Below are 21,650 nucleotides of genomic sequence, written 5' to 3'. Positions count from 1 at the left end.
TCGCGCCCCTCACCCGGCTCCGCGCAAAGCTGCCACGGCGGAGGCCGAATCCGAGACCCAGCCGAAGATGCCGCCCTGCGCCTTGATCATGGCGAGGCCCGCGGCGTGGAACTCGGGGATGTAGGAGGCGCAGGCGTCGCCGATCACGACGCAGCGGAAGCCGCGGTCGTTTGCCTCGCGCACCGTCGTATGCACACAGACCTCCGTCGTGACGCCGCAGACCAGGAGCGTTGCGATGCTGCGATCCGCCAGGACGGCGCCGAGCGCGGTGGCGTAGAAGGCACCCTTGCCGGGCTTGTCGATGACGATTTCCCCGGCGGCCGGGGCGAGTGCCGGGATGATGTCGTGGCCCGGCTCGCCGCGGATCAGGATGCGGCCCATCGGCCCCGGAGCCCCGATCCGCGCCGTCGGCTCGCCGCGGTCGAGCTTGGCCGGCGGCGCGTCGGACAGGTCGGGCTCGTGGCCCTCTCGCGTGTGCACGACCAGCAGGCCGGCGGCACGCGCCGCATCGAGGATCGCGCGGCAGGGCGCAATCGCCGCGGCAAGCAGCGAGACGTCGTTGCCGAGAGTCTCGCCGAAGCCGCCGGGCTCGATGAAATCGCGCTGCATGTCGATGATCACCAGCGCGGCGGTGGCGGGATCGAAGGTGAGGGGCGAGGGTTCAGCCGCGATGGTAACGTTCATAACAAGCCCCCCGCGGCATGCGATCCAGGGTTCGCCCTGCGCTTCCAAGACCACACTACGACTCGGTTCTCTCAGCGAAGCATGTATGCAAGATGCGCCAATACAGCGCCCAAATAATACTCAAGCCTGTGGAGATGCGATGCAGGTTGCGCAGGCCCTGGCCGGCTTCAGCGGCGAACCCGCTCGGTCCTTGCCTGGTCCGGCTTCGCGCGGCCGTTGAGGCTACGGTCGGCGAGGGCACGAAACTCGGCCGGGGCGGCATCGACTGTCTCGAACACGTCCTCGACGATGCTCATATGGATGAGCATCGCCGCATTGGCTCCGGCCGCGTCACGGGCCAGGACGGCCCGCACGACGGCACCGTGCTCGGCATGCGAGCGCGTCAGGCGACCCCCGGCCTGGAATTGGGCCCGGCGAAAGGGCGTCAGCCGGCGCCGCAGCGACAGGGCGATCTCCTCGACGACGGTGTTGTGGGCGCCGGCATAAAGGAGCGCGTGGAATTCCTGGTTCGCAGTGATGTAGCTCTCGCGGTCGCCGTCGGCGGCGAGGCGCGCCATCCCCTCGTGGAGGTCGCGAAGGCGGCTGCGCTCGGCCGGCGTCATGCTCAGGGTCGCGAGACGGGCGCAGCTCGCCTCGACCTCCCCCATGGCGATGAACAACATGTCGAGTTCGTCCGGCGTGATCGTCCGGACCGTGGCCCCCGCCCGCGGCCGGAGGTGGATCAGGCCGGTGCCGCTGAGAAGCCTCAGCGCGTCGCGCACCGGGGTTCGCGAGACTCCGAAACGCCTGGCCAGCACCTGCTCGTCGAGATGAAGTCCCGGGCGCAGGTCCCCGCTGAGGATCGAGGCGGCGATCTGGTCCGCCAGATGTTCGGCGCGGGTCTGGATCGCGGTCACCGGCATCTCTGGTTCGAGGAGGGCTTGGCCGAGGACGGACGAAGACGGCTTTGGGCTGCTTCCGGCCCGCACCGCTCCCGGGCTTGTGCCACAACGAGAGCGCGCAATCGGACCCTAGCCGCCGCCGCTTGTCGATAGCTGAGCGTCCGCTTTTCGGCACCGCACCGACGCCTTTCCTGCACCGGTAGCGTCGAACAGGCAAAAACACGCTTTCGTGACCAATCCCGAGGCAGCCCATCCAGCTCGGCAGGGGCTTTACGGCACGGCTTGGCCGCCGCTCAAGGGCGAAACCAGATCGAGCCTCGCCCTGCAAGGTCCGGCCTGGGCCGATATGCATCCTCAAGCTGCAGGAATGTTGCGCTTCTGCACCATGGGCTGAAGGAGACTCACGCTCTCGGAGGCTGATCCCTCGATGGCATACCGGTTGCTGAAAAGCCGGCAAAGAGGGCGCCCAGGCCCTAGGGGGACGATCGATGACGAGACCATACCTCAGTGCCGCGGCATCGGCCGCCGCAGTCCTCTGCGCCATGCCGGCCCTCGCTGCGGACCTGGATCGGAGAGCTTCCGCGCTGCCGCCGGAGGTTCCGAGCTCGTTCTTCCTGTTCTCCGATACGCAGGTCAGCTACCGCTGGGTGATGGATGCTCGCGAGCCGGGCATCCCGGCGACGCGCGGCAACCCGCTCGAAGGGCGCAGCATCCCCAAGAACGTCCTCAACATCAGCCATGCCAATGCCTGGGCCTACGGCACCAACTTCTTCTCGCTCGATATCCTGAAATCCGGCTCGCAGGATCCGAGCGGCTACGCGTTCCCCAATCTCGGCATCCAGACCGGCGTCGGTGCGACGGAGGCCTACGGGCTCTATCGCGGCACCCTGAGCGGCAACGCGCTGACGGGCACCAAGGCGTTCTCCTTCCCCGGCTTCGTCAAGGACGTCTCGCTGTCCTACGGCACCGACCTCAACTCGAAGAACACGAGCTTCGGCTCGGAGAAGCGCCTGGTCGTCGCCGGCCTGAACTTCGCCTTCGACGTCCCCGCCGGCTTCTTCAATCTCGCTGTCCACGCCTCCAAGGAGTTCAACCGAAACGGGATCGTCCCGCTCCCGGCGCGGGACACCGAGTTCAACTTCACGCCGGAATTCGAGATCGTCTACAACATCCCCCTGCCCTTCACCGGGTTGCCGCTGAGCCTCGCGGGCTTCAACAACATCGTCATGCCGAAGGGCAAGGACGGCTTCGGCGCCGAAACCGTCACCGAGTTCCTGTCGCGGACCAACCTCGTCCTCGACCTCGGCAAGCTCGTCTACGACCAGCCGAACAGGGTCGATGTGTTCGTCGGGTTCCAGTACTGGCGCAACAAGTTCGGCAACAACGCCGCCAGGGTGGCCGGCTCCGAGGAGAAGACCTTCCTGGCAGGTGTGTCTTTCCATATCTTCTGAGCCGGAATGGGTCGCGAGCCGGAACGCTGGTCGCATCGCCATGCCGTCTGACCCCGGAATGAGGAGCGGCATGGACGATCGCAGCGCAAGGCCGGGTCGCACCTGGATCAAGAACCCCCTGGCGATCCTCGCCCAGAATGCCGGGGGCGGGATCGTCGTCGAGGGGACCCGCATCGTCGAACGGGTCGCCTCGGGCGGGCAGCCCTCGGCGCCGGTGGGTTCCGTCTTCGACGCGAGCCGGCACGTGGTCATCCCCGGCCTCGTCAACACCCACCACCACTTCTTCCAGACCCTGACCCGCGCCCACCCGGTCGCGATCAACAAGCCGCTCTTTCCCTGGCTTCAGGCGCTCTACACGGTCTGGGACAAGATGAACCCGGAGGCGTTCCGCCTCGCGACCCGGCTCGCCTATACCGAGCTCCTGCTCTCCGGCTGCACCACCGCTGGCGATCATCACTACCTGTTCCCGAAGGGCCTGGAGCGATCCGTCGACATCCAGGTCGAGGAGGCGGGCCATGTCGGCATCCGCGCCTTCGTCACCCGCGGCTCGATGAGCCTTTCGGTGAAGGATGGCGGGTTGTCGCCCGAATGCCTGACGCAGGACGACGACACCATCCTCCAAGACAGCGAGCGCGTGCTGCGCCTCTTCCACGACCCGAAGCCCGGCGCGATGGTGCAGATCGGGCTCGCGCCCTGCTCGCCCTTCAACGTGACGAAGCGCCTGATGCGCGAGAGCGCCGCCATGGCCGACGCCCACGATTGCCGCCTGCACACCCATCTCGGCGAAACGCTGGACGAGGACCGCTACTGCCTGGAGATGTTCGGGCAGCGCCCGGTCGACTACCTCGAAGAGGTCGGCTGGATGACGAACCGGGTCTGGCTCGCCCACGGCATCCACTTCAACGATGCCGAGGTGGCGCGTCTCGGCAAGGCCGGGGTCGGCGTCTGCCACTGCCCGACCTCGAACATGACGCTCGCCTCGGGCCAGTGCCGGACCTGTGAGCTCGAAGCCGCCGGCAGCCCGGTCGGCCTCGGGGTCGACGGATCGGCCTCCAATGACAGTTCGAACCTGATTGAGGGCGTGCGCCACGCCCTGATGATCAACCGCCTCACCTACGGGGCGGAAGCCGTCACCCATCTCGACGCCCTGCGCTGGGCGACCGAAGGCTCCGCCGCCTGCCTCGGCCGCTCGGATATCGGCCGGATCGAGGAGGGCCGCGAGGCGGATCTTGCCCTGTTCACCTTGGACGAGCTGCGCTTCTCCGGCGCCCACGATCCCCTCGCGGCCCTCGTCCTGTGCGGCGCCTACAGGGCCGACCGCGTCATGGTCGCGGGACAATGGCGGGTCATCGACGGCCAGCCCATCGGCATCGAGACCGGGCAATTGCGCGAGGCCCATACCCGCCTCGCCCACAGCCTGTTCGGCACGGCCTGAGGGTGGAGGCCAAGGCCCCCGTTCCCGGACGAGACGGGCCGGTACCGCTCTTTGCAGCCTACGGCATCGTCAAACGCTTCGGCAGCTTCACCGCCAATGACGGGATCGACCTCGAGATCAGGGCCGGCGAGATCCACGCCCTGCTCGGCGAGAACGGAGCCGGCAAGTCGACCCTGATGAAGATCCTCTACGGGCTCCTGGAGCCGACGGAGGGCGTCGTCACCCATCGCGGGGACGTCGTGCGGCTCGCCAATCCCGAGGCCGCGCGGGCTCTCGGCATCGGCATGGTGTTCCAGCATTTCTCTCTCTGCGAGAACCTCACCGTCGCCGAGAACATCGCCCTCGTCATGCCCAGGAGCCTGGGGCCCAAAGCCCTGAAGCAGAAGATCGCCGGCGTCGGCGCCGCCTACGGCCTGAAGCTCGATCCGGACCGGCCCGTCTGGTCCCTCTCGGCGGGGGAGCGCCAGCGCATCGAGATCATCCGCTGCCTGCTTCAGGAGCCGCGCCTGATCATCCTCGACGAGCCGACTTCCGTCCTGACGCCGAGCGAGGCGGACGGGCTGTTCGTCGTGCTGGAGCGCCTGCGCGACGAGGGCCGCGCGCTCCTCTATATCTCCCATCGCCTCGACGAGGTCCGACGCCTGTGCTCGCGCGCCACCATCCTGCGCGGCGGCAAGGTCGTGGGCGCCTGCGACCCGCGCCAGGAGAGCGCGCGCTCCCTCGCCGCCATGATGGTGGGCGCGCAGATCGGCGAGGTGAAGCCGGCCTCGAAGAAGGCGCTCGGGCGCGAGCGGTTGGTGATCGACCATCTCGCCCTTCCCGCTCCGGGCCTGCACGGGACCGCCCTGCGCGATGTCTCGCTGACGGTGTCCGGCGGCGAGATCGTCGCGATCGCCGGCATCGCCGGCAACGGCCAGGCGGAGCTGTTCGATGCGCTGTCGGGCGAAGCCCTCGCGCCCAAGCCCGGCATGATCCGCATCGACGGCACGGCTGCGGGACGGCTCGGCATCAATGCCCGCCGCCGCCTGCGCGCTGGCTTCGTGCCCGAGGAGCGCAACGGCCATGCCGCCGCCCCGAGCCTCAGCCTGTCGGACAACGCCGTGCTCTCGCGCCACGCCACCGGTGGCCTTTCCCGCCTCGGCATCCTGCGCGTGGCCGCCGCTAAAGCGCTCGCGCAAGCGGTGATCGGCGCCTTCGACGTGCGCAAGGCGGGACCCGACCCCGCCGCCGGCACCCTGTCGGGTGGCAACCTCCAGAAATTCCTCGTCGGACGCGAGATCCTGGCCGAGCCCGGGGTGCTCGTGGTCAACCAGCCGACCTGGGGCGTCGATGCGCTCGCCGCCGCCCATATTCGTCAGGCCTTGATCGACCTTGCCGCTCGCGGCGCCGCCATCCTGGTGATCAGCCAGGACCTCGACGAGGTCTTCGAGATCGCCGGCCGCATCGCGGTCCTCAACCACGGTGCCCTGTCCTGGGCTATGCCGGCCTGCGAGACCAGCCGCGAGGCCGTGGGGCTCCTCATGGGCGGCGAGGCGGCTGCCGAAGAGCCCCCTCTCCGCCAGGCCCGCACCGGCACGCTCGCCCATGCGCGTTGACCTCAACCCGAGGGCCAGGCGCTCCGTCCTCATGGACGCGCTATCGCCCATCCTCGCCTTCGCCGCTGCGGTGGCGATCGGCGGCATCGTCGTGGCGGCCATGGGCCGATCGCCGGCCGCCGCCTTCGTCACCTACTTCATCGCGCCCTTGAGCGAGATCTGGTCGCTGCAGGAGGTCGCCCTGAAGGCCGCCCCGCTGGCGCTGATCGCCACCGGCCTCGCCTTCTGCTTCCGCGCGAACATCTGGAATATCGGCGCGGAGGGGCAGTTCGTCGTCGGCGGCCTCTTCGGCGGCTGGATCGCGGTGGCGACCCACGGCATGGCCGGCCCGACCTTCTGGGTCCTGCCCGCAATGCTGATCGCCGGTACCCTGGCCGGCGCCGCCTACGCGATGATCCCGGCCCTGCTGAAGGTGAAGCTCGGGGTCTCCGAGATCCTCACCAGCCTGATGCTGGTCTACGTCGCCGAGCTGCTGCTCGACTACATGGCCCGCGGGCCCTTGCGCGATCCGGCCGGATATAACTTCCCCCAGAGCGTCACCTTCGATGACGCCGCCCGCCTGCCCTACCTGATGGAGGGCGACAGCCTCCATGCCGGGGTCTTGATCGCCCTCGCCGCCGTGGTGATCGCGACCTTCGTTCTCGCCCGCACCCTGTTCGGCTTCGAGGTGCGGGTACTCGGCGCGAGCCCCCGCGCGGCGCGTTTCGCCGGCTTCAGCGATGCGCGCCTCACGATGGCGGTCTTTGCGATCTCCGGAGGCGCCGCCGGGCTCGCCGGCATCGCCGAGGTGGCGGGCAAGATCGGCCAGCTCCAGCCCTCGATCTCGCCGGGCTACGGCTTCACCGCCATCATCGTCGCCTTCCTCGGGCGGCTCTCTCCGGTAGGAATCCTCGTCGCTGCCCTCGTCATCGCGCTCACCACCATCGGCGGCGAGGGCGCGCAGATCGACCTCAAGCTGCCGCTGGACCTCACCCGCGCCTTCCAGGGCTTGCTCTTGGCACTCGTTCTCGGGGCGGATGCGCTGTCGCGATATCAGGTGCGGCTGGTGCCGGGGGTGGTGCGATGAGGGGAGCTTCAGTCGCAAGCGACGTTGATGCGCGCCCATCCCCTCTCCCCGCCGGGCGGGGAGAGGGTCGCATGGACCCCGTCGTCCATGCGACGAGCGGAGCGAGGGTGAGGGGGTCTCTCCGGATGGGACTCGTCCGGCGACGCCCCCTCACCTCCGGCTGCCGCCTTGCCGCGCTCCCCGACGAGGGGGAGACGCGGCCCTCTCCCCGCAAGCGGGGCGAGGGGTGCGCACGGCGCGCGAGGACCACCCCATGACCCTCGACATCGCCCAGATGATCGTCGTCACCATCCTGGCCGCCGCCACGCCGCTGATGATCGCGGCGCTCGGCGAGCTCGTCGTCGAGCGGTCGGGCGTACTCAACCTCGGGGTCGAGGGGATGATGGTGCTCGGTGCGGCCGCGGGCTTCGCCGTCGCCGTCGAGACCGGCTCGACCCTCATCGGAGCGATGGCCGGTGCCGGCACGGGCCTGGCTCTCTCCGCCCTGTTCGGCATTCTCACCGTGGGTTTGGCGGCCAACCAAGTCGCCTCAGGCCTCGCCATGACCATCCTGGGGCTCGGGCTCTCGGGCCTCGTCGGCGCCGGCTATGTCGGCCTCAAGCGCGAGCCGGCGCCGCACCTCTACATTCCCGGCCTCACCGACCTGCCCGGCATCGGCCGGCTCGTCTTCGGGCAGGATGGCTTCGTCTATGCCGGCCTCGCGCTGGTGGCCGGCGTGTCCTGGTTCCTGTGGCGGACGCGCGCCGGCTTGATCCTGCGCGCCATCGGCGACGACCACACCGCGACCCACGCCCTCGGCCTGAAGGTGCGCAAGGTCCGCTTTCTCGCGGTGCTGTTCGGCGGTGCCTGCGCCGGGCTCGCCGGGGCCTACCTGTCGCTGGCCTATACCCCGTTCTGGGCGCCCGCCATGACGGCGGGACGCGGCTGGATCGCGCTCGCGCTCGTGGTCTTCGCCTCCTGGCGCCCGCTGCGCGTCCTGGCCGGCGCGATGCTGTTCGGAGGGGCGACGGTGCTCCAGCTCCACGCCCAGGCCGCCGGGCTCGGACTGCCGGGCCAGGCGCTCTCGGCCCTGCCATATCTCGCCACGATCCTGGCCCTGGTCTTGCTCTCACTCGGCCGACGCCAGGGCGGATCGCTCGCGCCGGCCGCGCTCGGCCGCGTCTTCACCCCGCACCGTTGAGGCGGGGACCACCCGAGAAGGATCGAGGGGATCATGCGGATCATCTACGGCGCCCTCGTCGGCGCCCTCGCGCTGGGCCTTGCGGGTATCCAAGGCCCGGCGCAGGCCCAAACCAAGCCGGGCGACAAGCTCAAGGTCGGCTTCGTCTATGTCGGGCCGGTGGCCGATTACGGCTATTCCTACCAGCACGACGAGAGCCGCAAGGCCCTGGCCGCCGCGCTCGGCGACAAGGTCGAGACCAGCTTCCTCGAGAACGTGCCGGAGGCCGACAGCGAGCGCTCGATCGAGAGCCTGGCGCGCTCGGGCCACGGCCTCATCTTCACGACCTCGTTCGGCTTCATGGAGCCGACCCTGAAGGTCGCCAAGAAATTTCCCAAGGTGAAGTTCGAGCACGCCACCGGCTACAAGCGCGCGCCCAACGTCTCGACCTACTCGGCCCGGTTCTACGAGGGCCGCTACATCTGCGGCGAGATCGCCGGAAAGCTCTCGAAGACCGGCACGGTCGGCTACATCGCCTCGTTCCCGATCCCGGAGGTCGTGAGCGGCATCAACGCCTTCATGCTCGGCGCCCAGTCGGTGAACCCCAACATCAAGGTCAAGATCGTCTGGGTGAACACCTGGTTCGATCCGGGCAAGGAGGCGGAGGCCGCCAAGGCCCTGCTGGCGCAAGGTGCCGACATCCTCTCCCAGCACACCGACTCGGCCGCGCCGCTGCAGGAGGCGGAGAAGCAAGGCAAGCTCGCCTTCGGACAATCCTCCGACCAGATGCGCTTCGCACCGAAAGCCCAGCTCACCTCCATCGTCGACGACTGGAACGCCTACGTCATCGACGAGGCCAAGGCGGTTCTGGCCGGGACGTGGCAGAGCAAGGACACCTGGCACGGCATCAAGGAGGGCATGGTCGTCCTCGCGCCCTTCGCCAACATGCCCGACGACGTGAAGGCCAAGGCCGAGGCGTCGACGAAGGCGATCGCGGAGGGCAGACTACACCCCTTTAAGGGACCGGTGGTGAAGCAGGACGGCACCGTGATGGTGAAGGAGGGCGAGAGCGCTCCCGACCCGATGATCCTCGGTATGAACTGGTACGTGAAGGGCATCGACGACAAGCTGCCGCAATAGGCTCCTCAGAAAAGCGGCGTACTCTCCTCACCACCCTCATCCTGAGGTGCCGCGAAGCGGCCCCGAAGGTGGATTCCAGAGGCCCCTGCTTCGGCTGGAGGGCTCCTTCGAGGCCTCCGCTTCGCTCCGGCGCCTCAGGATGAGGTCGGAGAGAAGGAGCAGGGGGATCTTCTCTCCGCACGTGAGTGCGTAACGCTGTCCACGGAGACGACCGTTGAGACACGAGATCCGCTTCCTCCTTGGCCATGAGCCCCGCACCATCACGGGCTGCGACCCGACCGCGACGGTTCTCGACTGGCTGCGCGGCCCCGAGCGGCTGATCGGCACCAAGGAGGGCTGCAACGAGGGCGATTGCGGTGCTTGCACGGTTGTCGTCGTGCGACCCGAGGAGGGCCGCCTCCGTTATCGCAGCGTCGATGCCTGCATCACATTCCTCGGTCAGCTCGACGGCTGCCAGCTTCTCACCGTCGAGCACCTGCGCGGGACGGACGGCGCCCTGCACCCTGTCCAGCAGGCGATGGTCGACGAGCACGGCTCGCAATGCGGCTTCTGCACGCCGGGCTTCGTGATGTCGCTGTTCGCCATGACCAAGGACCCGGCCTCATCGAGCTTCCCGACGACGAGTCCGATCGACGATGCGCTCGCGGGCAATCTCTGCCGTTGCACCGGCTATGCCCCGATCGTGCGTGCGGCCGAGAAGGTCCTGGCCGCGCCCTCCCCCGATCGGTTCGACGCCAGCGAATCCGAAACCCTGGCCGCGCTCCTCGCCCTGCGCGACGACGAGACCGTCGCCGTGACGGGCTCGGAAGGCCGCTTCTTCGCCCCCGCCACGGTGGATGCTCTCCTCGATCTGAGGGCGGAATATCCCGACGCGACGATCGTCGCCGGCGCTACGGACGTGGCGCTCTGGGTGACCAAGGGCCTGCGCATCCTCGATCCGGTGATCTGGCTCGGGCGCGTGCGCGGTCTCGCCACGATCGCGAGAACACCCGAGGGCCTTCGTATCGGTGCCGGCGTGACCCTCGCCGACGCGGGCGCGGCACTCGCCGAGCTGCATCCCGACCTCGGCGAGCTGTTCCGCCGTCACGGCGCCGCCCAGACCCGCAATGCCGGGACCCTCGGCGGCAACATCGCCAACGGCTCGCCGATCGGCGACGCCGCGCCCGCCCTCATCGCCATGGGCGCCACCCTGCACCTGCGCAGCCGCGCTGGCCGGCGCGACATCTCCCTGGAGGATTTCTTCGTCGCCTATGGCCGCCAGGATCGTGCGGCGGACGAGATCGTCGAGGCGGTCACCGTGCCCGAACCCGCCGAGCAGGCGCTGCGAATCTACAAGGTATCCAAGCGCTTCGACGAGGACATCTCGGCGGTACTCGGTGCCTTCGCCCTCACCTTCGACGGCGACAGGATCGCGTCGGCCAGGATCGCCTATGGCGGCATGGCCGCGACCCCGAAACGCGCGCTCGCGGCCGAAGCGGCTTTGATCGGCCGGACGCTGGACGGCGCCGCCATCGCGGCCTTCAAGACGGCCCTGGTGCAGGATTTCACGCCGCTCTCGGACATGCGCGCCTCCGCGAGCTATCGTCTGAAAGTCGCCGGCAATCTGATCGAGCGCCTCGCCTTCGAGCTGGCGCCGCAGGCTCACGAGACCCGCCTCGCGCAAGTGGGGAATCTGATCCATGCTTGACCGTACGCCCCCTGCCCTCAAGGCAGCCGACCGGATCGAGGGCGGCGCCCACACGTCGCGCGTCCACGACAGCGCCGCACGCCACGTGTCGGGCACCGCGATCTATATCGACGACGCGGCCGAGCCCGAGGGCATGCTGCATATCTGCCTGGGGCTGAGCGAGCGCGCCCATGCACGCCTCGTCTCGCTTGATCTCGCTCCCGTGCGCGCCGCGCCGGGCGTGGTCCTCGTCGTCACCGCCGCCGACGTGCCGGGGATCAACGAGATCTCGTCCTCGCACCGGGACGACGAGCCCCTGCTCGCCGAGGACGTCGTCTCGTTCCTCGGCCAGCCGATTTTCGCGGTGGCGGCTAAGACCCGCGACGCGGCCCGGCGCGCGGCGCGGCTCGCGGTGATCGCCTACGAGGACCTTCCGCCCATCCTCACCTTCGACGATGCCCGCGCCGACGGCGCCCTTGTCTGGCCGCCGATGACGCTGAAGCGCGGCGACGTGGAGGAGGCGCTTGCAGAAGCGCCGCAGACCCTGAGCGGTCGCCTCGCCATCGGCGGCCAGGAGCATTTCTACCTCGAAGGCCAGATCGCGGCTGCCTTCCCGGGCGAGGACGACGAGGTCACCGTCCAGACCTCGACGCAGCACCCGGCGGAGGCGCAGGCCCTGATCGCCAGGGTTCTCGGCACCGTGAACGCGGCTGTGACCACGGAGGTGCGCCGCATGGGCGGGGGGTTCGGCGGCAAGGAGAGCCAGTCGCATCCCTTCGCCTGCATCGCCGCCCTCGTCGCCAAGCTCACGGGCCGGCCTGCCAAGATCCGGCTCGACCGCGACGACGACATGGTCGTCACCGGCAAGCGCCACGATTTCGAATGCGATTACACGGTGGGCTTCGACGAGGACGGCCGCATCCGCGCCGTCGACATGCTGCTCGCCGCCCGCTGCGGCTGGGCCGCCGACCTCTCGGGGCCGGTCACCGACCGCGCCCTGTTCCACGCCGACAATTGCTACCACTACCCGGCGGTCCACCTGACCTCGCGGCCCTACAGGACCAACACCGTCTCCAACACCGCCTTCCGGGGGTTCGGCGGACCTCAAGGCATGGTGGCGGCCGAACGTGTGATCGAGGAGGTCGCCTTCGCCTGCGGCCTCGACCCGCTCGAGGTGCGGCGGCGCAATTTCTACGGGACCGACGCGAACAACGTCACACCCTACCACCAGACTCTCCGCGACAATTGCATCGCCGACCTGGTGGAGAAGCTCAGCCTCGATTGCGACTATCCCGGCCGCCGCGCGGCGCTCCATGCCGCAAACCGGAAAAGCCCGGTGATCAAGCGCGGCATCGCCCTGACGCCGGTGAAGTTCGGCATCTCCTTCACCTCCACCGCCTACAACCAGGCCGGCGCGCTGGTCCATATCTACAACGACGGTTCGGTCGGGCTGAACCACGGCGGCACCGAGATGGGCCAGGGGCTCTACGTCAAGGTCGCCCAAGTCGTCGCGGAAGAATTCCAGATCGATGCGGACCGGGTCCGCATCACTGCGACCACGACGGGAAAGGTGCCGAACACCTCCGCCACGGCAGCCTCGTCCGGCGCCGACCTCAACGGCATGGCGGCGCGCAACGCGGCCCAGACGCTCAAGAGCCGCCTCGTCGAATTCGCGGCCGAGGCCTGGAGCGTCGATCCCGATACGGTGCTGTTCCTGCCAAACCGCGTGCGGGTCGGGAACCAGGAGATCCCCTGGGCCGGGTTGATCCACAAGGCCTATCTCGCCCGGATCCAGCTCTCGGCCACCGGCTTCTACAAGACGCCGACGATCCATTGGGACCGGGCCGCCGGCAGGGGACACCCCTTCTACTACTTCGCCTACGGCGCCGCCTGCGTTCAGGCCGCGGTGGACACCCTGACGGGCGAGTACCGGATCGAGCGGGCCGACATCCTCCACGATTGCGGGCGCTCGCTGAATCCGGCGATCGATATCGGCCAGATCGAGGGCGGGTTCATCCAGGGGCTCGGCTGGCTCACCACCGAGGAATTGTGGTGGGACTGCACCGGCCGCCTGCGCACCCACGCCCCCTCCACCTACAAGATCCCGGCCTGCGGCGACCGCCCGCGGGTGTTCAACGTGGCGCTCTACGACAACGAGAACCGGGAGGAGACGATCTACCGCTCGAAGGCGGTGGGCGAGCCACCGCTGATGCTCGGCATCGCCGGGCTGCACGCGATCTCCGATGCGGTGGCGAGCGTCGCCGACCACGCGCTCTGCCCGCGCCTCGACGCGCCCGCGACTCCTGAACGGGTGCTCGACGCTGTAGGCCGGATGAAGGCGGCGGTCTCCGGGGTCGCGCCGTCGCGGCCATGAGCGAGAGCATCGCCGAGGCCCTCGCGGCGGTGCTGGCGGCGGGCGAGCCTGCGGCGATCGTCACCCTCTCGGAGGCCAAGGGCTCGACGCCGCGCGAGGCTGGCGTCGCCATGCTGGTCACCGCGACGGGCCTCGTCGGCACGATCGGCGGCGGGACCTACGAATGGGAGGGTATCGCCGCGGCGCGGCGGCTGCTGGCGAAGGGCGGCGATCCTGTCACCCTGCGCATGGCTTTGGGCCCCGAGACCGGCCAATGCTGCGGCGGGCATGTCACGCTTCGGATAAAGATCGCCGACGAAACCGTTCTGGCGGAACGCAGAATTCGGGAAGACGCTACCTTGCGCGCGCGGCCGGAGGTCATCATCTACGGGGCCGGGCATGTCGGCCGGGCGCTGGCGCTCGCCCTCCACCCGCTCCCATTCAGCACCCGCATCGTCGATTCGCGCGCGGATGAGATCGCGGCCGTCGAAGGCCCGACCGTTCTGCGCATCGTCGATGCACCGAGCCGGATCGCCGAAGCGGCTCCGGCGGGGGCGGCCCATGTCGTCCTCACCCACAGCCATGCCCTCGACAGCCTCATCTGCGCGACCGTTCTGGAGCGCGGCGACTACGCCTATCTTGGGCTGATCGGCTCGGAAACGAAGCGGGCGAGCTTCGTGAGCGCGTTCCGCGATCTCGGCCTGCCGGAGGCGCGGATCGCCCGCCTGGTCTGCCCGATCGGCGGGACGACGGTTCGGGACAAACGACCGTCCGTCATCGCCGCGCTGGTGGCGGCCGAGCTGATCGCCGTCTTCGCCTGATCAGGGCCGAGACGTCGGCCGCTCGGTCGGCGTCGTCCCGGTCGCCGTCGAGGGCGGGACCCGCACGCCGCCCGCACCGGGCGGAACCGGAATCGCGTCGCCGCTACGAATCGCCTCTGCTTCGTTGCGCGGGCCGGCTGCGCCGGTGGTTCCGCCTGGTGCCGTAACGGGATCGCGGCCCGCCGGAGCGCCGGTGCTTTGAGCGAGTGAGGCGCCGGCGATGCCGGCGGTCAGGAGCAGAGCGAGCGTGCACGTCGTCATCGGCCGATGCATTGCGGGAACTCCTTGAGATCATTGACAATGATCCCGACCCCCGAGCGTTCCGACGCGTGATGCTATTCCCACGCTCAACGTCGCCGGTGATGAAGGCGTCGATGTCGAAGGGCCGCCTGTCCACGCAATCCACCCGGCGCCGTCACCCGTGACTATCCGGCAGGTGCGGTCAGCGTGCCCTCTGCGTGAGCCGGCGGCACGGTCGTGATCGAGGTTGCGGTCCAGACGACCCACCCGGCCGCAAGGACCGCTGCCGAGCCGAAGCGGACGGTGAATGCGAGACGGGGAATGCGCGGCATGGCGACTCGTGCGGGCCGAGCCCGCTCCTGCGTTCCGGCTGTAGCGCAAGGCCTATGCCGCCGTGCTTCGTCGTGCCGCGGCGTTACTCGCCAGGCGTTCCCTCGGCGGCGAGGTCGCGCAGTGTTCGGAGCAGCACGCGGGTGCCGGCCTCGATGTCGTCGAGGCTCGCGAATTCGGCCGGGTTGTGGCTGATGCCGCCGCGGCAGCGCACGAAGATCATGGCGACCGGGGCCAGCGCCACCACCGCCATGCCGTCATGCCCGGCGCCGCTCGGCAGGCGGAAGACCGGATGTCCCTCCGCCGCGATCGCGCCCGCGATGCGCTCGGCGAGGACCGGGTCGCAGGGCACGCTCGGGGCGTCGTGGACGGCGCGCCACGTCAGGCCGAGCCCGCGCATGGCGGCGATCGTTCTCCAGGCGGCCTCGATATCGGCCAAAGCCGCCTGCCGCTGAGCATCGTCGGGCGCGCGCAGATCGAGGCTGAAGCCGACGCGGCCCGGGATGACGTTGGTGGCGCCCGGCGCCGCGTCGAGGCTCCCCACCGTGCCGACGAGCCCGGCTTCGCCACGGCAGCGGGCCTCCACCGCGAGGATGCAGGCGGCGGCTCCCGCGAGGGCGTCTCGGCGACCCTCCATCGCCACGGTGCCGGCATGGCCCGCGACGCCCTCGACGGTGACCGCGAGACGGGTCGCGCCGCTGATGGCGGTGACGAGCCCCACCGGAAGGTCCGCCCGTTCCAGGGCCGGCCCCTGCTCGATGTGAAGTTCGAGATAGGCGATGATCCCGGCCGGCGATCTCGCGGCCTCATGGAAGCGGGCCGGATCGAGGCCCGCCGCCCGCAGGGCCTCGGCGATCGTGACGCCGTCGCGGTCCTGGCAATCGAGCTTGTCGTGGTCGAATGTCCCGGCGAAGGCGCGGCTGCCGATCAGCGTGGCGTTGAAGCGCGTGCCCTCCTCGTCGGCAAAACCAACGACTTCGACGGCGAAGGGCAGGCGCGCGCGCTCCCGCACCAGGACCTCGACGCAGGCGATGCCGACGACGACCCCGAGCGGCCCGTCGTAGCGCCCGGCATCGCGCACGGTATCGAGATGCGAGCCGATGACGAGGGCCGGCGCGCCGGGTATCTCACCCTCGATGCGCCCGATGACGTTTCCGGCCGCGTCGACGCGGGCTGTCATCCCGGCTTCGCGCATCCAGCCCATGACCAGGGCGTTGGCGCGAGCCTGCTCGGGCGTGAGGTAGAGCCGCGTGATCGCGTTCGCGTCGGCGCTGATGGCAGCGAGGGCGTCGAGCCGAGCCTGGATGCGGGGGGGCAATGCGTCAAGGAGGGAGTTCACGGTCAGCTTCCCCGATAGGTCTGGTAGCTCCACGGTGTCGCGACGAGTGGCACGTGATAATGCCCCTCCGGGTCCGAGACGCCGAAACGCAAGGGGACGATATCGAGGAAAGGCGGTTCGGTGACCGGAAGGCCGCAAGCCCGGAAATGGTCGCCGATGTGGAAGCGTAGCTCGTAAGATGCGATCGGCACCGGCCGTCCGCCGATGAGCGGCGCGTCCGTGCGCCCGTCCGCGTTCGTGACGGTCTGCGCCACCAGGACGGTCTCGGCCGCCGAGACCCATTCGAGAAGGTCGATTGCGATTCCGCCGGCGGGTTTGCCGTGCACGGTGTCGAGGACATGGGTCGAGATCCGACCTGTGGTCCGCAGCGGCCCCTCCCCACTCACCAGCGCGTTCAGCCGGATCGCGGCGATGCGCAGAACCTCGGCCTCGGCCGTGGCGCGTTCTGTGGCGGCATCCGAGGCCGCCCGCGCCTCGAAGGAGCGCAGCAGAGAAGCCCGGCCGTGGCGCTTGATGCAGAGGATGAAGGGAAACCCGAATGTTTCGCGGTACGCGGCGTTCAGGGCTTCGAAGCGGGCGTACTCGGCTTCAGAGAGTCGGTCGAGGCCTGCCGAAGCCTGCTCGGCGATGGACTCGGCCGCGATCGCGCCGGCCCTCGCCGCATGGCCGGCGAGTTCCGGATGGCCGGTGAGCAGGGTGAGACGCAAGGCGTCGGGAGCGGCCTCGACGGCTCCGCGCATGGCGGCGAACAGGCCCTCAACCGTGGCATGGGGTCGTTTTCTCGCCGCCGCCTCGGCGACCCAGGGCGCATCCTCGAACACCGCGCCGAGGGCGGCAACAAAATCGTGTCCGCTGGCCCCATTCAGGTCGTCGAGCGAGAGCATCGTCGGATTCCCGTGATCGCGAGGGCGGGCTGGTGACCAGTCGGGCGAGGCCATAGCAGGCTCCGCGCCAAGACGTCGCCTGCCACGACCCGACGGAGAGCCCGCAAGGCCTGCTGCGGAAGAATCCTTGTGTGATCCGGATCACGGAAGAGGCCCGTCGCGAGGGCCATGGTGATCTCACGCTAGGCGATCAGCCGGCCGGGCCGACCCACAGGAGCCTATCATGACCACGATTTATCCGATGCAGACCATCCAGATCGTCGGCTTCAGCGACGGGATCGGTCGCTATTTCGATAACGCCGACCGCTCCGGCTACCAGAACCTCGACGACGACAGAGACGTCCTCTTCCTGGCGCCCTCCACGACAAACCTCTTCATCAACGCTCAAGGCGGCGATGACGTCATCGATATCGGCTCGACCTCCACGGCCCAGCAGGGCAACCATACCGTCCATGGCGGCACCGGCAATGACACCATCCAGCTCGGCTCGGGCAACGATACCGTCTATGCCGGCTACGATGACGACAGCGTCGAGGGCGGGCTCGGCAACGACCTCATCTACGGCGGCCAAGGCAACGATTACCTCGTCGGCGACTCGCTGGTCTTCGTGGCCGGCGGAAACGACAGGATTTTCGGCGGCACCGGCAACGACACCATCATCGGCTTACGCGGCGCCGACGAGATGACGGGCGGCGCCGGCAACGACACCTTCGTCTACTACAATCGCCTCGAATCGACCCTCACGGCCCGTGACGAGGTGCTCGATTTCAACGGTGCCGAGGGCGACCGCATCGATCTTCACGGCATGGATGCGAACCTGACGCGCACAGGCAACCAAGACTTCACGTTCGAGGGCACCGTTGCCAGCAATGCGGCTGGAACGGTCTGGGCCACCGGCTCCGGCACGCAATGGACGGTCTTCGTCAACGTCGACGGCGGGGCGGCCGACATGGCGATCGACGTGACGCTCGCCGGCGGTGCCACCGATATGTCGTGGGGCGATTTCATCCTGTGACGCACCGGCCGCCCAGCGGCCTCGCACCGGCCCGCCCGCCACCCCGATACGGAAAGTGGGCGGAACGCGATGCCAGCCCGCCGGGCCGTGGCATATGGCTTGCTGAACCGACGACCGGCGGCCTCGATGGGCGCCGGGAGGTTCCGGACCATGAACCCTCATTCCTCGCCGAGCGGTTCGGCCTCGGACACCGCAACGATCTCCGAGGTCGGTCCCGCCGCTCTCGGCCTGCTCGGTCTCCAGCACGTCCTCGTGATGTATGCAGGGGCCGTGGCGGTTCCGCTCATCGTAGGCCGGGCGCTCGGCCTCTCGCCGGAGCAGGTCGCCTTCCTCGTCAGCGCCGACCTCTTCGCCTGCGGCCTCGCCACCCTGGTCCAGAGCTGGGGTATGCCCGGCATCGGCATCAAGATGCCCGTGATGATGGGCGTGACCTTCGCGGCGGTGACGCCGATGGTGGCGATGGGCACCAATCCCGATGTCGGGCTGACCGGCATCTATGGCGCCGTCATCGTCTCGGGACTGTTCGCCTTCCTCGTCGGCCCGATGGTCGGGCGGCTGCTGCCGCTTTTTCCGCCCGTCGTCACCGGCACGGTGATTCTGGTGATCGGCGTTTCGCTGATGCGCGTGGGGGTGAACTGGGCCGCAGGCGGCGTCGGCAACCCGGATTACGGGGCGCCGCTCTTCCTCGGCATCGCCCTGTTCGTGCTCGTCGTGATCCTGGCGCTGACACGCTACGCCACCGGCTTCCTCGCCTCGGCTTCCGTCCTCATCGGGATCGTGGCGGGGATGGTCTTCGCCAGCCTGTTCGGCCTCGTTCATCTCGACCGCGTCGCCGCCGCGCCGTGGTTCGACGTGATCCGACCCTTCGCCTTCGGCTGGCCGAAATTCGAGATCGTCTCCAGCCTGACCCTGTGCCTCGTCATGGTCGTGGTGATGATCGAGTCCACCGGCATGTTCCTGGCGCTCGCCGAGATCACCGACGATCCGGTCGACGAGGTCCGGCTCGGCAAGGGCCTGCGGGCGGATGGCCTCGGCACGCTGCTCGGGGGCGTGTTCAACACCTTCCCGTACTCGTCCTTCTCGCAGAATATCGGCCTCGTCGGCGTCACCGGCGTGCGCTCGCGCTGGGTCGCGGTGGTCGGCGGTGTCATCATGCTGGCGCTCGGGCTGATCCCGAAGCTCGCCGCCCTGGTGGAGGCGGTGCCGCAATGCGTACTCGGCGGCGCCGGTCTCGTCATGTTCGGGATGGTGGCGGCCACCGGCGCCCGGATCCTCGGTTCGGTGGACTTTGCCCGCAACCGCAACAACCTCTTCATCGTCGCGGTCTCGGTGGGTTTCGGCCTGATCCCCCTGGTGGCGCCGAACTTCTTCAAGCAGATGCCGCATGCGCTGCATCCGCTACTGGAATCCGGCATCCTGCTCGCGGCGATCTGCGCCGTCGTCCTGAACCTGTTCTTCAACGGGTTGGGCGATAAGGCCTCGGCCCGGGCCGAGGCCGCCCGCGTCGCCCACGCGGCCGAGGCTTGAGGGCGGGGCTTGAGGGCGGGGCTTGAGGAAAGGACCGACACGATGGCTCTGACGGCGTCGCGCTACGGCAAGGGGCGGGTGCGGGTGATGCGGCTCGCCCGCGACGGCGAGCATCATACCCCGCGCGAACTCACCCTCGAAGTCCTGATGACGGGCGACTTCGACCGCGCCTGGACCAGCGGCGACAACCGCCTCTGCGTCGCCACCGACAGCGTCAAGAACATCGTCAACGTCACCGCGGCGAAGCACATCGAGGCCGACAAGGAGGCCTTCGCCGGCCACGTCGCCGCTGTCTTCCTCGACACCTATCCCCAGGCGAGCGAGATCAGCGTCGAGGCGCTGGAGACGCGCTGGCTACGCCATTCGATCGCCGGCACCCCGCACGGCCACACCTTCACCCTGGACGGCAACGGCACCGGATACGTCAAGCTCGTGGCGAGCCGTGCCGGATCTGTGCTGCAATCCGGGCTGCGCGGCTACACCTTCATGAAGACGACCCAATCCGGCTGGGCCGATTTCGTCGACGACGGCTACCGCACGCTTCCCGACACACACGACCGCATCGCCGCCACCAGCATGGACGCGACCTGGACTTGGGTTGCGGCGCCGGCCGATTGCGGAGCCGCGAATGCGACGGTGCTGGAGATGCTCATCGCGGTGTTCGCCGCAACCTACAGCCCGAGCGTGCAGGACAGCATGTACCGGATGGGCGAGGCCGTGCTGGCCGCGATACCGGAGATCTCGGAGATCCGCTTCGCAATGCCGAACAAGCACTACATCCCGATCAACCTGTCGCCCTTCGGCCTTCCCAATGACGGTGAGGTCTTCCTCCCGACCGACGAACCTCACGGACAGATCGAGGCGACGATCGGGAGGACTGATCCGAACTGATCAATCAGAACCGACCTCAAGCACCCGCCCCGACCACAGTCAAGGTCACCGTGCCGTAATGGCAGGCGGTCGCGGCTAGGACGAAGGCGTGCCAGATCGCGTTCTGGTAGGGCAGGCTCCGCCAGACGTGGAACACCACGCCGACCGAGTACAGCACACCCCCGATACCGAGCAGCCAGAGGGCGTCGCTGCTCAGGGTCGCGATGACCGAATCGTAGGCGAGGACGCCGCTCCAGCCGAGGAGGAGATAGAGGCCGATGGCGACGCGATCGAAGCGGCCGGGCAGCAGCAGCTTGATCGCGATACCGATGCCCGCGACGAGCCAGACCATCGTCAGAAGAGCGAAGGCGCGGGCATCGGTGCCGACCAGCGTCACGAGCGGCGTGTAGGTCCCGGCGATCATGAGGTAGATGAGGGCGTGGTCGGCCCGCCGCAACAACCATTTCCGCCGTCCGACCGGCCACATGTTGTAGGTGGCGGACACGCCGAGCATCGACGCCAGCGCCGCGGCATAGACCGCGACCGAGAGCCATGCGGCCCATCCCAGCGGTTGAAGAGCCGCCAGGATCGCTACGGCGATGCCGCCGGCCAATCCGAAGACGACGCCGAGGAGGTGGATCGTCCCGTCCGCCAGCATCTCACGGCGGGTGTAGTTCCAAACGAGACCCGCAGGGCGCCCATCTTCCGCCAGCAACATCGTCGGACTTCTCCTGCCGCTCCGGGTGCCCCGCATCGACCGGGCCGTGTCCGCTGCCGGAGACTCGATCGACGCAACAGCTTAAGCGCGAAAGTGCTTTCGCGTTCCGGATGCAGGCAGCCTCACGTGCAGTGATCCCCACAAACCTCCGTGATGGTGAACGTGCTTCCCTGTGGCCGTGGCCGCGATCAGCTCGGGAGCAACTCGGGATAGCGGCCGACGACCATCACGACCCAGGCGATTCCAAGAAGGCCGGTCAACGCAATGGCGGCGGCGCGCGCCCGGCGCTCGCGACGCTCCCGCGAGCCGCCTCGGAAGGCGGTCTTCGTATCGCCGGGGTTTGACATCGAGCCCTGTACCTCATGGCCGACCTTCGATGGCCGAGTTCAGAACGTCGCCGATCCCAGAGGGTTCGCTGCATTGCAACTTCATGTGCGCTGCGGCACTCGGCCTTCCACCGCTGTCGCCGGTTGCTG

General features: G+C 68.8%; 20 protein-coding genes. 12 read left to right on the top strand and 8 right to left on the bottom strand.

Features of this window, described 5'->3' with window-relative positions; genetic code table 11:
- Nucleotides 1-9: 9 nt before the first annotated feature.
- Both K2Y56_RS05725 and K2Y56_RS05720 read right to left on the bottom strand, forming a co-directional pair.
- The gene (locus K2Y56_RS05725) at nt 10-684 is read right to left on the bottom strand and encodes an isochorismatase family cysteine hydrolase (RefSeq protein WP_292505995.1); all 675 of its coding nucleotides are present in this window, start codon (nt 682-684) and stop codon (nt 10-12) included.
- A gap of 167 nt (nt 685-851) precedes the next feature.
- Nucleotides 852-1,586 carry a GntR family transcriptional regulator gene (locus tag K2Y56_RS05720; RefSeq protein WP_292505993.1) on the bottom strand — a complete coding sequence of 245 codons (735 nt, stop codon included), beginning with the start codon at nt 1,584-1,586 and terminating at the stop codon, nt 852-854.
- A gap of 467 nt (nt 1,587-2,053) precedes the next feature.
- Here K2Y56_RS05720 and K2Y56_RS05715 point away from each other — a divergent pair, with 467 nt between their 5' ends.
- The 9 genes from K2Y56_RS05715 to xdhC all read left to right on the top strand — a co-directional run bounded on the left by K2Y56_RS05715 (nt 2,054) and on the right by xdhC (nt 14,251).
- On the top strand, nt 2,054-3,016 hold the full coding sequence (locus K2Y56_RS05715) for a hypothetical protein (RefSeq protein WP_292505991.1): 963 nt from the start codon (nt 2,054-2,056) through the stop codon (nt 3,014-3,016).
- Nucleotides 3,017-3,086: 70 nt separating this feature from the next.
- Nucleotides 3,087-4,451, top strand: coding sequence for an 8-oxoguanine deaminase (locus K2Y56_RS05710; RefSeq protein ID WP_292505989.1), 1,365 nt, complete (start codon nt 3,087-3,089; stop codon nt 4,449-4,451).
- A 2-nt stretch (nt 4,452-4,453) separates the two neighbouring features.
- Entirely contained in the window at nt 4,454-6,046 is a 1,593-nt protein-coding gene (locus tag K2Y56_RS05705) for an ABC transporter ATP-binding protein (RefSeq protein ID WP_292505988.1), read from the top strand.
- Nucleotides 6,036-7,112 carry an ABC transporter permease gene (locus K2Y56_RS05700; protein WP_292505986.1) on the top strand — a complete coding sequence of 359 codons (1,077 nt, stop codon included), beginning with the start codon at nt 6,036-6,038 and terminating at the stop codon, nt 7,110-7,112. Before K2Y56_RS05705 ends, K2Y56_RS05700 begins: the two co-directional genes overlap by 11 nt.
- 253 nt (nt 7,113-7,365) lie before the next feature.
- Nucleotides 7,366-8,292 (top strand): ABC transporter permease, encoded by a 927-nt coding sequence (locus tag K2Y56_RS05695; RefSeq protein ID WP_292505984.1) that lies wholly within the window; start codon nt 7,366-7,368, stop codon nt 8,290-8,292.
- Nucleotides 8,293-8,325: 33 nt separating this feature from the next.
- Entirely contained in the window at nt 8,326-9,411 is a 1,086-nt protein-coding gene (locus K2Y56_RS05690; protein WP_292505982.1) for a BMP family ABC transporter substrate-binding protein, read from the top strand.
- Nucleotides 9,412-9,625: 214 nt separating this feature from the next.
- Complete coding sequence (gene xdhA / locus K2Y56_RS05685; RefSeq protein WP_292505980.1) at nt 9,626-11,098, top strand: xanthine dehydrogenase small subunit; 1,473 nt, start codon at nt 9,626-9,628, stop codon at nt 11,096-11,098.
- Complete coding sequence (gene xdhB / locus K2Y56_RS05680; protein WP_292505978.1) at nt 11,091-13,451, top strand: xanthine dehydrogenase molybdopterin binding subunit; 2,361 nt, start codon at nt 11,091-11,093, stop codon at nt 13,449-13,451. The genes xdhA and xdhB overlap by 8 nt, the downstream gene beginning before the upstream one ends.
- Nucleotides 13,448-14,251 (top strand): xanthine dehydrogenase accessory protein XdhC, encoded by an 804-nt coding sequence (gene xdhC / locus K2Y56_RS05675; protein WP_292505976.1) that lies wholly within the window; start codon nt 13,448-13,450, stop codon nt 14,249-14,251. The genes xdhB and xdhC overlap by 4 nt, the downstream gene beginning before the upstream one ends.
- Here xdhC and K2Y56_RS05670 read toward each other — a convergent pair whose 3' ends face one another.
- From K2Y56_RS05670 to uraD, 4 genes are all read right to left on the bottom strand, one after another.
- Nucleotides 14,252-14,524 carry a hypothetical protein gene (locus tag K2Y56_RS05670; RefSeq protein ID WP_292505974.1) on the bottom strand — a complete coding sequence of 91 codons (273 nt, stop codon included), beginning with the start codon at nt 14,522-14,524 and terminating at the stop codon, nt 14,252-14,254.
- Nucleotides 14,525-14,676: 152 nt separating this feature from the next.
- Entirely contained in the window at nt 14,677-14,823 is a 147-nt protein-coding gene (locus K2Y56_RS05665; RefSeq protein WP_292505972.1) for a hypothetical protein, read from the bottom strand.
- A gap of 83 nt (nt 14,824-14,906) precedes the next feature.
- The gene (locus tag K2Y56_RS05660) at nt 14,907-16,160 is read right to left on the bottom strand and encodes an allantoate amidohydrolase (RefSeq protein WP_292505971.1); all 1,254 of its coding nucleotides are present in this window, start codon (nt 16,158-16,160) and stop codon (nt 14,907-14,909) included.
- A gap of 2 nt (nt 16,161-16,162) precedes the next feature.
- Nucleotides 16,163-17,044, bottom strand: a complete 882-nt coding sequence (gene uraD, locus K2Y56_RS05655; protein ID WP_292505969.1) for a 2-oxo-4-hydroxy-4-carboxy-5-ureidoimidazoline decarboxylase — start codon at nt 17,042-17,044, stop codon at nt 16,163-16,165.
- A gap of 223 nt (nt 17,045-17,267) precedes the next feature.
- On the opposite strand from uraD, the gene K2Y56_RS05650 reads away from it, so the two are divergent.
- From K2Y56_RS05650 to pucL, 3 genes are all read left to right on the top strand, one after another.
- On the top strand, nt 17,268-18,059 hold the full coding sequence (locus K2Y56_RS05650; protein ID WP_292505967.1) for a calcium-binding protein: 792 nt from the start codon (nt 17,268-17,270) through the stop codon (nt 18,057-18,059).
- A gap of 150 nt (nt 18,060-18,209) precedes the next feature.
- A complete protein-coding gene (locus tag K2Y56_RS05645; RefSeq protein ID WP_292505965.1) occupies nt 18,210-19,586 on the top strand; it encodes a nucleobase:cation symporter-2 family protein in 1,377 nt (458 codons plus the stop codon).
- Between the two features lie 42 nt (nt 19,587-19,628).
- On the top strand, nt 19,629-20,477 hold the full coding sequence (gene pucL / locus K2Y56_RS05640; protein ID WP_292505963.1) for a factor-independent urate hydroxylase: 849 nt from the start codon (nt 19,629-19,631) through the stop codon (nt 20,475-20,477).
- A 16-nt stretch (nt 20,478-20,493) separates the two neighbouring features.
- Here pucL and K2Y56_RS05635 read toward each other — a convergent pair whose 3' ends face one another.
- Together K2Y56_RS05635 and K2Y56_RS05630 are read right to left on the bottom strand one after the other, a co-directional pair.
- Nucleotides 20,494-21,174: a hemolysin III family protein gene (locus tag K2Y56_RS05635; protein WP_292505961.1), complete on the bottom strand. Its 681-nt coding sequence runs from the start codon at nt 21,172-21,174 to the stop codon at nt 20,494-20,496.
- Nucleotides 21,175-21,362: 188 nt separating this feature from the next.
- Nucleotides 21,363-21,521 carry a hypothetical protein gene (locus K2Y56_RS05630; RefSeq protein WP_292505959.1) on the bottom strand — a complete coding sequence of 53 codons (159 nt, stop codon included), beginning with the start codon at nt 21,519-21,521 and terminating at the stop codon, nt 21,363-21,365.
- Nucleotides 21,522-21,650 lie beyond the last annotated feature (129 nt).

This window comes from Methylobacterium sp. (genome assembly GCF_019745455.1).
Classification (GTDB): domain Bacteria; phylum Pseudomonadota; class Alphaproteobacteria; order Rhizobiales; family Beijerinckiaceae; genus Methylobacterium.
The sequence above is the reverse complement of the archived record's forward strand: the minus strand, read 5'-3'. Positions and strand labels throughout refer to the sequence as shown.

What these genes read in the sequence shown, in the direction of transcription:
- K2Y56_RS05725 (WP_292505995.1), bottom strand. Translation starts at nt 684, where the DNA reads ATGAACGTTACCATCGCGGCTGAACCCTCGCCCCTCACCTTCGATCCC.
- K2Y56_RS05720 (WP_292505993.1), bottom strand. Translation starts at nt 1,586, where the DNA reads ATGCCGGTGACCGCGATCCAGACCCGCGCCGAACATCTGGCGGACCAG.
- K2Y56_RS05715 (WP_292505991.1), top strand. Translation starts at nt 2,054, where the DNA reads ATGACGAGACCATACCTCAGTGCCGCGGCATCGGCCGCCGCAGTCCTC.
- K2Y56_RS05710 (WP_292505989.1), top strand. Translation starts at nt 3,087, where the DNA reads ATGGACGATCGCAGCGCAAGGCCGGGTCGCACCTGGATCAAGAACCCC.
- K2Y56_RS05700 (WP_292505986.1), top strand. Translation starts at nt 6,036, where the DNA reads ATGCGCGTTGACCTCAACCCGAGGGCCAGGCGCTCCGTCCTCATGGAC.
- K2Y56_RS05695 (WP_292505984.1), top strand. Translation starts at nt 7,366, where the DNA reads ATGACCCTCGACATCGCCCAGATGATCGTCGTCACCATCCTGGCCGCC.
- K2Y56_RS05690 (WP_292505982.1), top strand. Translation starts at nt 8,326, where the DNA reads ATGCGGATCATCTACGGCGCCCTCGTCGGCGCCCTCGCGCTGGGCCTT.
- xdhB (WP_292505978.1), top strand. Translation starts at nt 11,091, where the DNA reads ATGCTTGACCGTACGCCCCCTGCCCTCAAGGCAGCCGACCGGATCGAG.
- xdhC (WP_292505976.1), top strand. Translation starts at nt 13,448, where the DNA reads ATGAGCGAGAGCATCGCCGAGGCCCTCGCGGCGGTGCTGGCGGCGGGC.
- K2Y56_RS05670 (WP_292505974.1), bottom strand. Translation starts at nt 14,524, where the DNA reads ATGCATCGGCCGATGACGACGTGCACGCTCGCTCTGCTCCTGACCGCC.
- K2Y56_RS05665 (WP_292505972.1), bottom strand. Translation starts at nt 14,823, where the DNA reads ATGCCGCGCATTCCCCGTCTCGCATTCACCGTCCGCTTCGGCTCGGCA.
- uraD (WP_292505969.1), bottom strand. Translation starts at nt 17,044, where the DNA reads ATGCTCTCGCTCGACGACCTGAATGGGGCCAGCGGACACGATTTTGTT.
- K2Y56_RS05650 (WP_292505967.1), top strand. Translation starts at nt 17,268, where the DNA reads ATGACCACGATTTATCCGATGCAGACCATCCAGATCGTCGGCTTCAGC.
- K2Y56_RS05645 (WP_292505965.1), top strand. Translation starts at nt 18,210, where the DNA reads ATGAACCCTCATTCCTCGCCGAGCGGTTCGGCCTCGGACACCGCAACG.
- pucL (WP_292505963.1), top strand. Translation starts at nt 19,629, where the DNA reads ATGGCTCTGACGGCGTCGCGCTACGGCAAGGGGCGGGTGCGGGTGATG.
- K2Y56_RS05635 (WP_292505961.1), bottom strand. Translation starts at nt 21,174, where the DNA reads ATGTTGCTGGCGGAAGATGGGCGCCCTGCGGGTCTCGTTTGGAACTAC.
- K2Y56_RS05630 (WP_292505959.1), bottom strand. Translation starts at nt 21,521, where the DNA reads ATGTCAAACCCCGGCGATACGAAGACCGCCTTCCGAGGCGGCTCGCGG.